The 15039-nt window shown below is 73.4% G+C and carries 15 protein-coding genes and 1 rRNA gene; 12 read left to right on the forward strand and 4 right to left on the reverse strand.

Features of this window, described 5'->3' with window-relative positions; translation table 11 throughout:
- The first annotated feature begins 9 nt into the window (after positions 1-9).
- A 5S ribosomal RNA gene (gene rrf / locus ACI794_RS10590) occupies positions 10-126 on the forward strand.
- Between the two features lie 109 nt (positions 127-235).
- On the opposite strand, the gene ACI794_RS10595 is transcribed toward rrf, so the two are convergent.
- Positions 236-898: a DUF2461 domain-containing protein gene (locus ACI794_RS10595; RefSeq protein WP_456616339.1), complete on the reverse strand. Its 663-nt coding sequence runs from the start codon at positions 896-898 to the stop codon at positions 236-238.
- Positions 895-1452 (reverse strand): N-acetyltransferase family protein, encoded by a 558-nt coding sequence (locus ACI794_RS10600; RefSeq protein WP_456603072.1) that lies wholly within the window; start codon positions 1450-1452, stop codon positions 895-897. The genes ACI794_RS10595 and ACI794_RS10600 overlap by 4 nt, the downstream gene beginning before the upstream one ends.
- A gap of 65 nt (positions 1453-1517) precedes the next feature.
- Between ACI794_RS10600 and ACI794_RS10605 the strand changes: the two genes are divergently transcribed.
- Positions 1518-2741 carry a winged helix-turn-helix domain-containing protein gene (locus ACI794_RS10605; RefSeq protein ID WP_456603073.1) on the forward strand — a complete coding sequence of 408 codons (1224 nt, stop codon included), beginning with the start codon at positions 1518-1520 and terminating at the stop codon, positions 2739-2741.
- On the opposite strand, the gene ACI794_RS10610 is transcribed toward ACI794_RS10605, so the two are convergent.
- The gene (locus ACI794_RS10610; protein WP_456603074.1) at positions 2704-3135 is read right to left on the reverse strand and encodes a YkvA family protein; all 432 of its coding nucleotides are present in this window, start codon (positions 3133-3135) and stop codon (positions 2704-2706) included. The two genes, ACI794_RS10605 and ACI794_RS10610, sit on opposite strands and share 38 nt — an antisense overlap.
- A 39-nt stretch (positions 3136-3174) precedes the next feature.
- Between ACI794_RS10610 and thyX the strand changes: the two genes are divergently transcribed.
- From thyX to ACI794_RS10640, 6 genes are all read left to right on the forward strand, one after another.
- Positions 3175-3927 (forward strand): FAD-dependent thymidylate synthase, encoded by a 753-nt coding sequence (gene thyX / locus ACI794_RS10615; protein WP_456603075.1) that lies wholly within the window; start codon positions 3175-3177, stop codon positions 3925-3927.
- Between the two features lie 74 nt (positions 3928-4001).
- A complete protein-coding gene (locus ACI794_RS10620) occupies positions 4002-4808 on the forward strand; it encodes a thymidylate synthase (RefSeq protein ID WP_456603076.1) in 807 nt (268 codons plus the stop codon).
- Positions 4805-5326, forward strand: coding sequence for a dihydrofolate reductase (locus tag ACI794_RS10625; RefSeq protein WP_456603077.1), 522 nt, complete (start codon positions 4805-4807; stop codon positions 5324-5326). The genes ACI794_RS10620 and ACI794_RS10625 overlap by 4 nt, the downstream gene beginning before the upstream one ends.
- Before the next feature lie 9 nt (positions 5327-5335).
- Entirely contained in the window at positions 5336-6232 is an 897-nt protein-coding gene (dapA, locus tag ACI794_RS10630) for a 4-hydroxy-tetrahydrodipicolinate synthase (RefSeq protein WP_456603078.1), read from the forward strand.
- Entirely contained in the window at positions 6229-7929 is a 1701-nt protein-coding gene (locus tag ACI794_RS10635) for a ribonuclease J (RefSeq protein WP_456603079.1), read from the forward strand. The genes dapA and ACI794_RS10635 overlap by 4 nt, the downstream gene beginning before the upstream one ends.
- Positions 7926-8408, forward strand: coding sequence for a DinB family protein (locus tag ACI794_RS10640; RefSeq protein WP_456616340.1), 483 nt, complete (start codon positions 7926-7928; stop codon positions 8406-8408). Before ACI794_RS10635 ends, ACI794_RS10640 begins: the two co-directional genes overlap by 4 nt.
- 85 nt (positions 8409-8493) lie before the next feature.
- Here ACI794_RS10640 and ACI794_RS10645 read toward each other — a convergent pair whose 3' ends face one another.
- Complete coding sequence (locus ACI794_RS10645) at positions 8494-10428, reverse strand: prolyl oligopeptidase family serine peptidase (protein WP_456616341.1); 1935 nt, start codon at positions 10426-10428, stop codon at positions 8494-8496.
- Positions 10429-10714: 286 nt separating this feature from the next.
- On the opposite strand from ACI794_RS10645, the gene nthA reads away from it, so the two are divergent.
- The 4 genes from nthA to ACI794_RS10665 all read left to right on the forward strand — a co-directional run bounded on the left by nthA (position 10715) and on the right by ACI794_RS10665 (position 14988).
- Positions 10715-11341 (forward strand): nitrile hydratase subunit alpha, encoded by a 627-nt coding sequence (gene nthA / locus ACI794_RS10650; RefSeq protein WP_456603082.1) that lies wholly within the window; start codon positions 10715-10717, stop codon positions 11339-11341.
- On the forward strand, positions 11338-11970 hold the full coding sequence (gene nthB / locus ACI794_RS10655) for a nitrile hydratase subunit beta (RefSeq protein WP_456616342.1): 633 nt from the start codon (positions 11338-11340) through the stop codon (positions 11968-11970). The genes nthA and nthB overlap by 4 nt, the downstream gene beginning before the upstream one ends.
- Positions 11970-12332 carry a nitrile hydratase accessory protein gene (locus ACI794_RS10660; protein ID WP_456580033.1) on the forward strand — a complete coding sequence of 121 codons (363 nt, stop codon included), beginning with the start codon at positions 11970-11972 and terminating at the stop codon, positions 12330-12332. The genes nthB and ACI794_RS10660 overlap by 1 nt, the downstream gene beginning before the upstream one ends.
- Before the next feature lie 148 nt (positions 12333-12480).
- Positions 12481-14988: a DNA translocase FtsK gene (locus ACI794_RS10665; RefSeq protein WP_456603084.1), complete on the forward strand. Its 2508-nt coding sequence runs from the start codon at positions 12481-12483 to the stop codon at positions 14986-14988.
- Positions 14989-15039: the final 51 nt, after the last annotated feature.

Raw genomic sequence — 15039 nt, forward strand, 5'->3', positions numbered from 1 at the left:
TCACAGAGTTACGGCGGCCATGGCGAGAGGGAAACGCCCGGCAACATTCCGAACCCGGAAGCTAAGCCTCTCAGCGCCGATGGTACTGCCCTGGAGACGGGGTGGGAGAGTAGGACGCCGCCGGACAACCATTCACGAAGGGCCCCAGCCACCAGGCTGGGGCCCTTCGTCGTACTGCCGGGCCAATCGCCCGAGGAATGGAGCAGGAGCGTCGCCGGGCGCCCGCACCCGCGGGTCAGCTCCGGCGCTCCTCCTTCGTCGTCGCCCCGACGTTGTCGGCGAACCACGCGTTCAACTGCCTCAGATCGCGCCAGGCATCCCGGACCCGGTCCAGGGCCTCGCGGGTGTGCAGCCAGTCCTCCGGCGTCCAACGACGGGCGGCGTGCAGCGACTTGTGCTTCAGCAGGTCGATGCGGTCGTCGTCGGCGGAGTAGCCGGCGGGCACGCGCACCAGGCGCTCACCCTCGATATCCCACCCGCCGGCGCGCAGTCGCCCCACCTCCTGCTCCAGCCGGGGACCCTGCAGCCGATCGGCCACGGCGCGGCGGTACCTCGCCACCTGATCGGATTCCAGCCGCCAGCAACCACCCGCGACGGTCAGCCCGTCGGCCGAGATCTGCACGTACCAGGCGCCGGCGCCGCGCCCCTCCGGGTTCACCACGGCACCCTGGTGCGTCTTGTAGGGGGTCTTGTCATGGCTGAACCGGACGTCGCGGTAGGGGCGGAACACCTTCGCCGTGCCGAACTCCGGCGCCAGCTCCTCGACCAGCGCGGTGAGCGGCCCGCGTACGTGGGTCTCGTAGCCGGGACGGTGCGCCGTCCAGTACGCCTTGCTGTTGTCCGCCTCGAGGCCCTCGTAGAAGACCAGTCCCTCGTCCGGGAACCCGTCGAAGGTCATCGGTCCGTGTCCTCCCCGTCGAGCTCGACGTGCCACCGCAGCTCGCGCAGCGGCGCCGCCCCCGTGTCGAGCGTGCGGGCCCAGCCGTCGGGCGCCCATCCGGCCGACTCGTAGAAGTCGGCGGACGCTCGGTCGGATTCCGCGAGCCAGACCTGGAGGCGGGTGGTGCCGTCGGTGGACGCGAGGTCGGCGACCGCGGCCAGCAGCCGGCTGCCGTGCCCGCGTCGGCCCCAGCGCGGCTCCACCAGCAGCGTGCTGATCTCCGCGGCCTCGGGCCCGGTCGCGACGGCCGCGAAGCCCACCACCGCCCCCTGCTCCACGGCCACCAGCACCCGGTGGCCCGCTGACGGGGGCGAGGTGACGGCCGAGCGCCAGGTCTCGGTCACCGCCTCCTCGTCCCACCCCTCGAGGACCTCCGCGGGCAGCAGGGAGCGGTACGCGGTCCGCCAGGTGACGCCCTGCACCCGTGCGATCGCGGCGGCGTCCTCCGGCCGGGCCGGCCGCACCGACACGTCCGCGGAGCCCGTGAGGCGGGGGAAGGGGATCGAGGTCACCCGGGCAGCGTAGGGGCGTGGGCCGGGTCAGCGGGTGTCGTACCCGGGAGGCAGGATCCACGGACGTGACGCCCGTCGAACGGTTGCCGGCCGCGCTCGCCCGGCGCATCGCCCTCGCCGCGCAGGGCTTCGCCGATCCGCGCCCGGCGACCGCCGTGGGCACCCGACAGCTCCGCCGGCTCACCGAGCGGCTCGCCGTGGTGCAGATCGACTCCGTGAACGTGCTCTCCCGCTCGCACTACCTCCCCGCCTTCAGCCGGCTCGGGCCCTACCCGCAGGAGGCCCTCGACGCGTTGGCGAACCGGCGGCACGACCTCTTCGAGTACTGGGCGCACGAGGCGTCCTTCCTCCCGGTCCGCCTGCACCCTCTCCTGCGCTGGCGCATGGCCGCGGCGCAGGAGGAGGCGTGGGGCACCATGACCCGGGTGCACCGGGAGCGGCCGGAGTACGTGGCCTCCCTCCTGGAGCGGGTGCGCCGCGACGGGCCGCTGCGGGCCGGCGAGCTGCAGGAGGAGCGGCCCAACCTGCCGGGCAGCATGTGGAACTGGCACGCGGGCAAGGCGGCACTGGAGTACCTGTTCTTCACCGGCGCCCTCACCGCGTCGCGCCGCACGGCGGGGTTCGAACGGGTCTACGACCTGCCGGAGCGGGTGCTGCCGGCCGCGGTGCTCGACGCACCCACCCCGGAGCGGCCCGACGCGGTGCGGGAGCTGGTGCGCACGGCGGCGCGGGCGCTCGGCGTGGCGACCGAGACCGACCTGCGCGACTACTTCCGCCTCCGGCCGGCCGACGCGCGGACGGCGATCGCCGAGCTGGCCGACGCCGGCGAGCTGCAGCCGGTCGAGGTGGCCGGGTGGGGCCGGCCGGCGTGGCTGGACCCCGCAGCGCGCCGCCCCCGCTGGATCCGGGCGCGGGCGCTGCTCAGCCCGTTCGACTCCCTGGTGTGGGAGCGGCCGCGGGTGGAGCGCATCTTCGGCTTCCGCTACCGGCTGGAGATCTACACGCCGGCGCAGCAGCGGGTGCACGGCTACTACGTGCTGCCCTTCCTGCTCGGCGACCGGCTGGTCGGCCGCGTGGACCTCAAGGCCGACCGGAAGGCCGGCGCCCTGCGGGTGCAGGCCGCGCATGCCGAGGACGGCGTCGACCGCGGGGTGGTCGCTGCCGAGCTCGCCGACGAGCTGCGGCTCATGGCGGGCTGGATGGCGCTCGACGACGTCGCCGTCGTCGGCCGGGGCGACCTGGCGCCCGACCTCAGCCGGGCTCTGGGGGTGCTGCCCGTCCCGGCGTGAGGCCGGCCAGCCGGCGCACCACCGCCAGACCCGCCGGCTCCCCGGGCCAGTGCCGCGCCACGGCGTCCTCGCCGGCACGGCGCACCACCGACCGGAGCGCCCAGGCAACCACGACGACGTCGTCGGCGTACCCCAGGACCGGCACCACGTCGGGCACGAGGTCCAACGGCGAGATCAGGTAGCCCAGCAGGAGCCACAGGCGCAGCCGGAGCCCCGTGGGGAGGGTGCGGTCGGCCGCCAGCCGGCGCACCAGCCGGACGGCGTCGGGCAGCAGCCGCAGGGCGTCGCGGACGGTCAGCCCGTCCGGGCGGGTGTGCCACAGGGCCGCCAGGAGCAGCAGCCAGACCAGCAGCAGGCCGCCGGCCACGGCGAGCAGCGGGCGCCACCAGTCCACGCGCCCAGTCTGGACGGCGGCCCGCCGTAGGCTCGGCAGGTGCCAGAGATCGCGCCGCTCCGCGTCCAGGTCATCGCGCAGACGCAGTTCACCGCACCCGCCGACGTCCCGTGGGAGACCGACGCCGACGGCGGCCAGGCGCTCGCCGAGTTCGCCGGCCGGGCCTGCTACCAGTCGTGGGACAAGCCCAACCCCGCGACCGCGACGAACGCCGGCTACCTGCGGCACATCCTGGAGGTCGGGCACCTCGCCGTGCTCGAGCACGGGACCGTGAGCATGTACCTCACCGGGGTCTCCCGGTCGCTCACCCACGAGCTGGTGCGGCACCGGCAGTTCTCCTACAGCCAGCTCTCCCAGCGCTACGTGCCCGAGCCCGACGCCGCCGTCGTGGAGCCCGCGGTCATCGCCGGGGACCCGGAGCTGCACGCACGGTTCGTGGCGGCGACCGACGCTGCCGCGGCCGCCTACACCGAGCTCCTGGAGAAGCTGGAGGAGCGCTTCGCCGACGTGCCGAACGCCACGCTGCGTCGCAAGCAGGCCCGCCAGGCGGCCCGCGCGGTGCTGCCCAACGCCACCGAGAGCCGCATCGTCGTCACCGGGAACTATCGGGCGTGGCGCCACTTCGTCGCCATGCGGGCCAGCGAGCACGCCGACGTCGAGCTCCGCGAGCTGGCGATCGCCTGCCTGCGCGAACTGCAGCGGGTGGCCGGCAGCGTCTTCGGCGACTTCCGCATCAGCCGCCTGGCCGACGGCACCGAGGTCGCCGCCAGCCCCTTCGTCGCCGAGGGCTGAGCCCCGCGCGACGGCTGGGGCAGGTGTTCAGCGTCGCCTGCTGACCGTCGTCCGGCCGCCGTAGGCTCGGGTCCGTGGCAGCCCCGATCGACACCCAGTACGAGGACCTCCTGCGGCGCATCCTGGCGCAGGGCACGCCGAAGGACGACCGGACCGGGACCGGCACCGTGAGCCTGTTCGGCGAGCGGCTCCGCTACGACCTCTCCGAGACCTTCCCCCTCGTGACGACGAAGAAGGTCCACTTCCGGTCGATCGCCGTCGAGCTGCTGTGGTTCCTGCGCGGTGAGAGCAACGTCGGCTGGCTGCGGGAGAACGGCGTCACCATCTGGGACGAGTGGGCGTCGGCCGACGGCGACCTCGGCCCCGTCTACGGCGTCCAGTGGCGGTCGTGGCCGACCCCCGACGGCGGTCACGTCGACCAGATCGAGAACCTGCTGCAGACGCTGCGCACCGATCCCGACTCCCGCCGGATGATCGTCTCGGCCTGGAACGTCGCCGCTCTGCCCGAGATGGCGCTGGCCCCCTGCCACGCGTTCTTCCAGTTCTACGTGGCCGGCGGGAAGCTCTCCTGCCAGCTCTACCAGCGCAGTGCCGACATGTTCCTCGGCGTGCCGTTCAACATCGCCAGCTACGCGCTCCTCACCCGGATGATCGCCGCGCAGGTCGGCCTGGAGCCCGGCGAGTTCATCTGGGTCGGCGGCGACTGCCACATCTACGACAACCACGTCGACCAGGTGCGCGAGCAGCTCTCCCGGGAGCCGTACCCGTTCCCGGCGCTGGACCTGGCGCCCGCGCCGTCGCTGTTCGACTACACGTTCGAGCACTTCACCGTGCGCGGCTACCGGCACCACCCCGCGATCCGGGCAGCCGTGGCGGTGTGACCGGCCCCAGCGGCATCGCGATGATCTGGGCGCAGGCCCGCGGCGGGGTCATCGGGGCCGACGGCGGCCTGCCGTGGCACCTGCCCGAGGACCTCGCGCTGTTCCGCCGGCTCACGACCGGGTCGACGGTGGTGATGGGGCGGCGCACCTGGGAGTCGCTGCCCGCGCGCTTCCGCCCGCTGCCGCAGCGGGTGAACGTCGTGCTGACCTCCGACCCGGCCTGGTCGGCCGACGGTGCGGTCGTCGCGCACTCGGTCGGCGAGGTGCTCGCCGAGCACCCCTCGGCGTGGGTGATCGGCGGGGGAGGGGTCTACGCAGCGTTCCTGCCGCACGCCGGGCGGGTGGTCGTCACCGACCTCGACACCGACGTCGCCGGCGACACCTGGGCGCCCCCGCTGCACGGGGGCTGGGTGCGCACCGCGCGCACCCCGGCCGAGGGCTGGTCGGTGTCGGCGTCGGGGGGGCTGCGGTTCGCGGTGTCGGAGTACGTGCGGGAACCCGTCGGATCCGCTGGGTAGATTCTCCCCATGACCACCGACCCCGCCCGGCCGTTCGGGCGCCTCCTCACGGCCATGGTCACCCCGCTGGCCGAGGACGGGTCGATCGACCTCGCCGGGGCCCAGGAGCTCGCCGCGCACCTGGTCGACCGCGGTGGTAACGACGGGCTGGTCGTCTTCGGGACGACGGGGGAGTCGCCGACCACCAGCGACGCCGAGCAGCGCGCCGTCCTAGAGGTGGTGCTGGACTCCGTCGGCGACCGCGCCACGGTGGTGGCCGGCGTCGGCACCTACGACACCGCGCACTCGATCGAGAAGGCGCGGACCGCCGCCGAGCTGGGCGTGCACGGGTTGCTGGCGGTGACGCCGTACTACAACCGGCCCCCGCAGGCGGGCGTGCTCCGCCACTTCACCTCGATCGCCGACAGCACCGACCTCCCGGTGATGCTCTACGACATCCCGGTCCGCACCGGCACGCCCATCGAGGTGGAGACGCTCGTCCGCGCCGCGGAGCACCCGCGGATCGTCGCGGTGAAGGACGCCAAGGGCGACCTCGGCGCGATGGCGTGGACGCTGGCGCGCACCGACCTCGCCTACTACAGCGGCGAGGACATGCTGAACCTGCCGATCCTCGCGCTGGGCGGCGTGGGCATGGTCAGCGTCGTCAGCCACCTCGTCGGCCCCCGGCTGGTGGAGCTCATCGCCGCCGTCGAGGCCGGTGACCTGGTCAAGGCCAGGGAGATCAACGACAGGCTGCTCCCCGTGGTCACCGGGGTCTTCCGCACCCAGGGCGTCATCACGGTGAAGGCCGCGCTCAACGCGCTCGGCCTGCCGGCGGGGCCGGTCCGGCCGCCGCTGGTCGACGCCACCCCCGAACAGCTCGCGCAGCTGCGCGACGACCTCGCCGCTGGAGGCGTCACCCTGTGAGTGGTCAGGTCACCCAACCGCACCTCGATCTCAAGGCCCCCCCGCCCCTGCCCGAGGGCGGCCTGCGGGTCATGGCCCTGGGCGGCCTCGGCGAGATCGGCCGCAACATGGCGGTGCTCGAGTTCGACGGCAAGCTGATGGTCATCGACTGCGGCGTCCTCTTCCCCGAGGCCGAGCAGCCGGGGGTCGACCTGATCCTCCCTGACTTCGGCGTCATCGAGCACCGGCTGGACGACGTCGTGGCCGTGGTGCTCACCCACGGGCACGAGGACCACATCGGGGCCATCCCGTATCTCCTGCGACTCCGCGAGGACATCCCGCTGGTCGGCTCGCGCTTCACCCTCGCGCTCGTCGCGGCGAAGCTCCGCGAGCACCGGCTGGACGCGACGCTGGTCGAGGTGGCCGCGGGGGAGGACCACCTGGCGGGTCCGTTCCACTGCGAGTTCATCTCGGTGAACCACTCCATCCCCGACGCCCTCGCGGTGGCGGTGCACACGCCGGCGGGCGTGCTCGTGCACACCGGCGACTTCAAGATGGACCAGCTCCCCCTGGACGGCGTCCTCACCGACCTGGGTGCGTTCGCGCGCCTCGGCGTGGAGGGCATCGACCTGCTGCTGGCCGACTCCACCAACGCCGAGGTGCCCGGCTTCGTCACCCCCGAGCGGTCCATCGGCCCGGTCCTCGACGACGTCTTCGCCCGCGCCTCGCAGCGGCTGATCGTCTCCAGTTTCGCCAGCCACGTGCACCGCATCCAGCAGGTGCTCGACTGCGCCGACAAGCACGGCCGCAAGGTGGCCCTGGTCGGTCGGTCGATGGTGCGCAACATGGGCGTCGCCCGAGACCTGGGCCTGCTGCGCGTGGCTCCCGGGCTGATGGTCTCGCTGGACGACGCGGCCAAGATGCCGCCCGAGCAGGTCGTCCTGGTCAGCACCGGGTCGCAGGGCGAGCCGCTGTCGGCGCTCGGCCGCATGGCCCGCGGTGACCACCACCAGGTGACGATCGAGGCCGGCGACACCGTCGTCCTCGCCTCCTCCCTGGTGCCGGGCAACGAGACCGCCGTCTACAAGGTCATCAACGGCCTCGCCCGGCTGGGCGCGACGGTGGTGCACAAGGAGACGGCGCGGGTGCACGTCTCCGGGCACGCCCCGGCGGGCGAACTGCGCACGCTGCTCAACGTGGCCAAGCCCCGGTACCTGATGCCGGTGCACGGGGAGTGGCGGCACCTGCGGGCGCACGCCAAGCTCGCCGAGGAGACCGGCATGGCCGCCGACCGGATCCTCCTGGCCGAGGACGGCGTCGTCGTCGACCTCGTGGACGGCAAGGCGACGATCGTCGGCTCCGTGCCCATCGGCAACGTGTACGTGGACGGGCTCAACGTCGGTGACGTGGGTGAGGAGGCGCTGCAGGCGCGGCGCATCCTCGGCGACGAGGGGTTCGTCGCGCTCACGGTGGTCATCGAGCCGTCGACCGGGACGATCGTGCGCCCGGTGCACCTGTCGACCAAGGGGTTCTCCGACGACCCCGCGGCGTTCGACGAGGTGCTCCGGCTGGTCGAGGACAACCTCAAGCGCGCGCTGGCCGACGAGGGCGTCGACGCGCACCGGCTGTCGCAGATCATCCGACGCACCGTCGGGAAGTGGGTCTCGGACAAGCACCGCCGGCGCCCGATGATCATTCCGACCGTCCTCGAGGTGTGAGCGGCCCGGAGGTCACCGCCGCGCCCCTCCGGGTGCAGCTGGAGGCGCTCCTGGACGAGCACCGGGCGCTGCTGCGCCGCAGCCTCGACGGGCTGAGCGAGGAGCAGGCACGCCGGTCGCTGGTGCCCTCGCGGACCACGCTGCTGGGGCTGGTCAAGCACGCCGCATTCGTGGAGCAGGTGTGGTTCGACGAGGCGGTCAGCGGCCGCTCCCGCGCCGAGATCGGCATCCCGGCCACGCCCGACGAGTCGTTCGTGCTCCTGGACGGCGACACGACCGTCTCCGTGGCGGAGGCGCACCGAGCGGCCTGCGAGGGTTCCCGCCGGGCGGTCGCCGGGCTCGACCTCGACGACCTGGTGCACGGCAACCGCCGCGGGCCGCTGCCGTTGCGCTGGGTGTACCTCCACGTGCTCCGCGAGCTCGCCCAGCACTGCGGGCACGCCGACATCCTGCGCGAGCAGGTCCTCGCCACCGGCTGACCGGCCCCGCGCCGGGATCAGGTCACCTGATCGTCGAGCGTCCTCCCTCTCGGCGCGCGGTGAGGGAGGACACCGCACGACCAGGTCACCTGATCATGATGGGCGTGATGCCTTCGCCGGGGGGCAGGTCGAAGCCCCACACCTGGGCGTAGAAGGACAGCTCGCCGTCCAGGGCGGCCCGGATGTTCTCCGCCTTGCGGAAGCCGTGCTGCTCGCCGGCGAAGAGCAGGTAGGCGTGCGGGACGCCCTTGTCGCGCAGCGCGGCCACGATCGCCTCGGCCTGGTCCGGCGGCACGACCGCGTCCTCGTCGCCCTGGAAGACCGCCAGCGGCGTGTCGAGGGCGTCGACGTGGTTGATCGGCGAGCGCTCGTCGTAGACCGCCCGGCCCGACGGCCAGGGGGCCACCAGCCCGTCCAGGTAGCGGGACTCGAACTTGTGCGTCTCGGCCGCCAGCGCCCCCAGGTCGGCGACCCCGAAGTGGCTGGCGCCCGCGGTGAAGACGCCCGGGCGCATCGTGAGCGCGGCCAGCGTCGTGTACCCGCCGGCCGAGCCGCCGCGGATCGCCATGCGGGCCGGGTCCACCCGTCCGCTGCCGGCGAGGAAGCGGGCGCAGGCCACGACGTCGTCGAGGTCCACCACGCCCCAGCGCCCCTGCAGCGCGTCCCGGTACCGGCGGCCGTAGCCGACCGAGCCGCGGTAGTCGACGTCGGCGACGCAGAAGCCGCGCGACGTCCAGTACTGGATCTCCAGGTTGAGCACGGGAACGGCGCCGGACGTCGGGCCCCCGTGCACCACGACCAGCAGCGGCGGCAGCGCGCCCTGCGGGGCGGTCGCCTCCGGGTTGGTCGGTGGGTAGACCAGGGCGTGCGCCTCCCCGATCCCCGTGCCGGCGTCCTCGGTCGGGAAGGTGACGTGCTCGGGGGAGGAGAACCAGGGCGGGTCCAGCCCGAGGTCACGGGCCGGCCGCAGCACCTCCGCCGAGCCGCTGTCGACGTCCACGCGCAGCACCACCGGCTCACTCGCCGGGCCGCCGGCGACGCAGACCACCTGAGCCCCCTGCGCCATGACGTACCGGAAGGAGCCGTAGGGCAGATCCAGCTCCCGCGGCTCGCCGCCGGGGGAGAGCACGGCCAGGCGGTCGCGGCCGGCCCGGCCGTAGGCCAGCGCGATCCGGCCGTCAGCGAGCAGGGCGTAGCGCGACTGGCCGAACAGCCACTGCGGGCCGGCGATGTCGCTGCCGACGTCGGCGACGAGCGTCGGCTGCTCGTGCGGCCGCTTCCGGTACAGCGACCAGAAGTTCGTACGGTCGTCGAGCCAGCACAGCTCGAGGTCCCCGCCCCAGCGCGGCTGGACGACGGACTCGCCCGGGCCGCCCGCGAGGACGTGGTCGGTGCCGTCGGCCGACCGGACGACGAGCTGCGCGCTGTCCCACGGCATGTGCGGGTGATCCCACTGCAGCCACGAGAGCGTGACGCCATCGGGGGCCAGGCGCGGGTCGGAGACGAAGTCGGGGCCGGAGACGAGCACCTCGGTGGCCCCGTCGTGACCGATGCGCACGATCTCGTTGACGACGTCCGCCGCCGCACCGGAGGCGGTGTGCGTCTCGCGGACGGCGAGCACGCCGCCCGCGACCACCACGAGGTCGGCGTACCGGACGCCGGACGGGATCTCCGGTTCCGGGGTGACCGCGGTGGGGGTGTCGTCACCGGGTGCAAGTCGGTACAGCCGCTGGTCCGAGAAGTCGGTGAACCACAGGACGCCAGCGGACACGGTCCACGCGCCGCCGCCGTACTCGTGGACCCGGGTGCGGGCGTTCCAGGGCGCCGGGAGCGCGTCGGTGACCACGCCGTCCGGGGTGCGCCGCACGAGCACCGTGCGCCCGCCCTCGGCCGGGCGCGACTCGGCCCACCAGACGTCGTCGCCGTCCACGACCACCTCTCCGAGCCGAGCCGCCGACCGGACGACGAGCTCGGAGGTGACGGGCGTGGGCCAGCTGCCGTGGGGGAGCGGGGCGCTCATGCCCGTGACGTTAGCCGGGATCACCCCGCTCGTCGGCGCTCAGCAGGACCGGCCCGGACCTGTGGCCGGACGGGAAACCGGCTACTAGCGTGCAGCCCATGATGGCGTCCTGGCGCCGTTCCAGGCAGGCAGGTGGGTGCCCGGCGACGGCCGGCGCCGCAGCGCCCGTGCCAGGCCACGGTCACCCGACCAGGGATGGACGGTCGACCGGGGCCGGACGCACCTCCGAACGGAAAGGGGGATGGGGCGACGGGGCCGCCGAGCGGCGCCGGACCCCTGACCACCGATGGACGACCACGACCACGACCATCCGCAGTACAGCGAGCTGTCCGAGATGGACGCGAGGGTCCGCGCGCTCGAGACCCTGCTGACCGAGAAGGGCCTGGTGGACCGGGACGCCCTGGACGCCGTGGTGGAGCGCTACGAGAAGGAGGTCGGTCCGCACAACGGTGCCCAGGTCGTCGCCAAGGCCTGGACGGACGAGGAGTACCGGCGGTGGCTGCTCGAGGACGCGGACGCCGCCATCGCCTCGCTGGGGCACGTGGGGCGCCAGGGGGAGCACATGGTCGCCCTGGAGAACACCCCGGATCGACACAACATGGTCGTCTGCACCCTCTGCTCGTGCTACCCGTGGCCGGTGCTCGGGCTCCCGCCGGTCTGGTACAAGTCGCCGGCCTACCGGTCGAAGGTCGTGATCGACCCGCGCGGGGTGCTGGCGGATTTCGGCGTCTCGTTGCCCGAGGACACCGAGATCAAGGTCTGGGACTCGACGTCGGAGGTGCGCTACCTGGTGATCCCGGTGCGCCCTGAGGGGACGGAGGGTATGAGCGAGGGGCAACTGGCCGAGCTCGTGACCCGGGACAGCATGATCGGTACCGGGCTGGTCCACGCACCCTCGGGCGCCGCCCGGTGAACGGCGTCCACGACACGGGTGGCATGCAGGGGTTCGGACCGGTCATTCCGGAGCCCGGCGAACCCCCGTTCCACGACGAGTGGGAGAGGCGCTCCTTCGCCATCACGCTCGCGCTCGGCGCACTCGGGCTCTGGAACATCGATCAGATGCGGCACGAGCGCGAGTCCCTGCCCCCGGCCGAGTACCTGGCCAGCAGCTACTACCGCATCTGGTTCCTCGCGGTGGAGAACGCCGTCCGCAGGCTCGAGCTCCTGGACCGGGAGGGCCTGAGGGCGCGCACCGCCGAGGAGCTCACCGGGCTGTTCTCGTCACGGTCCAGCTACGAGCGGCCCATCGGGACCGGGCCGGTGTTCCGGGCGGGCCAGCAGGTGCGGACCCGCACCATCAACCCGAGCGGGCACACGCGTCTGCCCCGCTACGCGCGAGGCCGTGTCGGCACCGTGGTCGCCGTCCGTGGTGCGCACGTCTTCCCCGATCGCCATGCCGTGCCGCTCGGCCAGGAGCCGGACCCGGCCCCCGAATGGCTCTACACCGTCGAGTTCAGCGCGGGTGAGCTCTGGGGGGAGGGCGCCGATCCGACCGTCACCGTGTCGATCGACGCCTGGGAGCCCTATCTGGAGGCCGCCTGATGGACACGACCGCCGCCGGGACGCTGGCCCGCATCTCCGCGGCTGCGGGGCACGAGCTGCCGCTGCCGCCCCCGGGCAGCGAGCAGGTCTTCGCCGCTCCCTGGCAGGCGCAGGTCTTCGCGATGACCGTGACCCTGCACGAGGCAGGTGCGTTCACGTGGTCGGAGTGGGCCCGCACCCTGGGACGGCACGTGTCCGGTGGCCGGCCCGACGGCAGCGACTACTACGAGCGCTGGGCCGACGCGCTGGCCGAGATGCTCCGGACCCGTGGCATCGCGACCGAGGAGGACATCGAGGGGGCGACGAGAGCCTGGCACGAGGCCGCCGCCCGCACACCGCACGGGATGCCGATCGAGCTCTGAGCGACGGCGCTGCCGACCGGAGCCGCCGCTCGCGGGCACATCCGCGGAGCCGGCCCGGCGGCAGCCGGGTCCGGAGACGGGCCCCGCGTGCGGGACACGACACCCGGCCTGGCCGTCCCGGACCCTCGTCGGGATTACGGTCTGACGCATGCCTGCCCGCACCACGCCGAACCGCCGGCCGGCCGCCACCCGCAGCCGGTCGGGGTCGACGGCGGCGAGCAAGAAGCGGCCCGCCGCCAAGCGGGCGCCCAACCGGCGGCAGCCGGCCCGCACGACGTCGTCCTCCGGCCCCTCGCTCTGGCGGGTCGCCAGCGGGGGCTGGAACCTGCTCGCCCGTGGCGCCGGCGGCCTGGCCCGCTCGGTCGCCCGGCCGGAGGAGGCCGAGCCGCTGGCCCCCGAGCACCGCCGGGACGGGGTCGGCCTCGCCGTCCTCGGGCTGGCGATCGTCCTGGGTGCCGCCGCTTGGAGCAACGGCATCGGGCCGGTCGGCGCCGCGCTGACCGACGGCGTGCGCTGGATCGTCGGCTCGCTGGTGATGGTGCTGCCCGTCGTCCTGCTCGTCGCCGCCCTGCGGCTCCTGCGCCGCGGTCCCCGCCCGGAGGCACGCGGCCGGCTGGCCATCGGCTGGCTGTGCACCCTCGCCTCGGTCCTCGGCATCGCCCACGTCGTCGGCACGCCGTCCGTCCCCCAGGCGGGGCAGCCGGGCTCCGGCGGGCTCCTCGGCTGGGCCGTCGGCACCCCCCTGGTCGCCGGGGTCGGCGCGGTGGTCACCGTCGTGCTGCTCGGCCTGCTGGCCTTCTTCGGCCTGCTCGTGATCACCGCGACGCCGGTGCACCAGATCCCCGAGCGCATGCGCGAGTTCACCGACCGGCTGCTCGGCCGCGACGACCACGACGAGTACGACGAGGACGTCGACGACGACGAGGAGGACGAGCAGCCCGCGCCGAAGAGCCGCCGGCGCCGCAGCTCCCTCTCCGAGGACCTCCTCACCACGGGGCCGATCGACCACGGCGCCTACGCCGAGGCGCCGGAGGCCACCAGCACCACCGAGCCCGAGCACACCGTGCTGGCGCCCCCGCCGCCCGTGCCGTCGATCCGGCGCCCGGTCGAGGACCGCACCTCCCCGCCGGAGGACCTGCCCCCGATCACCGAGCCCGAGCAGCTCTCCATCCAGCCGGTCGAGGGCGACTACGTGCTGCCGGCGCTCTCCACGCTGCGCCCCGGTGACCCGCCGCGGGCCCGGTCCAAGGCGAACGACGTCGCCATCGAGGCGATCACCGGCGTCCTGGACCAGTTCAACATCGACGCCGCCGTCACCGGGTTCACCCGCGGCCCGACGGTCACCCGCTACGAAGTCGAGCTCGGCCAGGGCGTGAAGGTCGAGAAGATCACCGCCCTGACCCGCAACATGGCCTACGCGGTGGCCAACGACAACATCCGCATCCTCGCCCCGATCCCGGGCAAGTCGGCGGTCGGGATCGAGGTGCCCAACACCGACCGCGAGAAGGTCAGCCTCGGCGACGTGCTGCGCTCGCAGGCGGCCAAGCAGGACCCGCACCCGATGCTGGTCGGCCTCGGCAAGGACATCGAGGGCGGGTTCGTCTGCGCGAACCTGGCGAAGATGCCGCACCTCCTGGTCGCCGGTGCCACCGGTGCCGGTAAGTCCAGCTGCGTCAACTCGATCCTGACCTCGCTGCTGCTGCGGGCGACCCCGGACCAGCTGCGGATGATCCTGGTCGACCCGAAGATGGTCGAGCTGACGCCCTACGACGGCATCCCGCACCTGATCACGCCGATCATCACCGACCCCAAGAAGGCCGCCACCGCGCTGGCCTGGCTGGTCGAGGAGATGGAGCAGCGCTACCAGGACATGAAGTCCACCGGCGTGCGGCACATCGACGACTTCAACCGCAAGGTCGAGAAGGGCGAGATCACCGCCCCGCCCGGCAGCGAGCGGGTCTACCGGCCCTACCCCTACATCCTCGCGATCGTCGACGAGCTCGCCGACCTGATGATGGTGGCCCCGCGCGACGTCGAGGAGCACATCGTCCGGATCACCCAGAAGGCGCGTGCCGCCGGCATCCACCTGATCCTGGCGACCCAGCGGCCCTCGGTCGACGTCGTCACCGGCCTGATCAAGGCCAACGTGCCCTCGCGGCTGGCGTTCTCCACCTCCAGCCTCACGGACAGCCGGGTCATCCTCGACCAGCCGGGCGCGGAGAAGCTGATCGGCATGGGGGATGCGCTCTTCATGCCCATCGGCGCCGGCAAGCCGATGCGCGTCCAGGGCGCCTTCGTCACCGACGCCGAGATCGAGGCGGTCGTCGAGTTCACCAAGCGGCAGGCCGAGCCCGAGTACCGGGAAGAGGTCTTCTCCGCGGGCAGCGCAGGCGAGAAGAAGGAGATCGACGAGGACATCGGCGGGGACCTGGACCTGCTGGTCCAGGCCGTCGAGCTGATCGTCACCAGCCAGTTCGGGTCGACGTCGATGCTGCAGCGCAAGCTGCGCGTCGGCTTCGCCAAGGCGGGCCGGCTGATGGACCTCATGGAGAGCCGGGGCATCGTCGGCCCTTCCGAGGGTTCCAAGGCGCGCGACGTGCTGGTCAAGCCCGACGAGCTCGAGGCCACCCTCTTCACCCTCCGCGGCGGCATGTGACCGTCCCGGGCATGGCCCCGTCCGAGGAGGACGGGGCCCTTCTGGTGACGT

The organism is Blastococcus sp. SYSU DS0541, assembly GCF_054050875.1.

Excerpts from the sequence above, each read along its gene's own strand:
- ACI794_RS10660 (WP_456580033.1), top strand. The coding sequence starts at position 11,970 with ATGGACACGACCGCCGCCGGGACGCTGGCCCGCATCTCCGCGGCTGCG.
- ACI794_RS10665 (WP_456603084.1), top strand. The coding sequence starts at position 12,481 with ATGCCTGCCCGCACCACGCCGAACCGCCGGCCGGCCGCCACCCGCAGC.
- nthA (WP_456603082.1), top strand. The coding sequence starts at position 10,715 with ATGGACGACCACGACCACGACCATCCGCAGTACAGCGAGCTGTCCGAG.
- ACI794_RS10645 (WP_456616341.1), bottom strand. The coding sequence starts at position 10,428 with ATGAGCGCCCCGCTCCCCCACGGCAGCTGGCCCACGCCCGTCACCTCC.
- ACI794_RS10595 (WP_456616339.1), bottom strand. The coding sequence starts at position 898 with ATGACCTTCGACGGGTTCCCGGACGAGGGACTGGTCTTCTACGAGGGC.
- dapA (WP_456603078.1), top strand. The coding sequence starts at position 5,336 with ATGACCACCGACCCCGCCCGGCCGTTCGGGCGCCTCCTCACGGCCATG.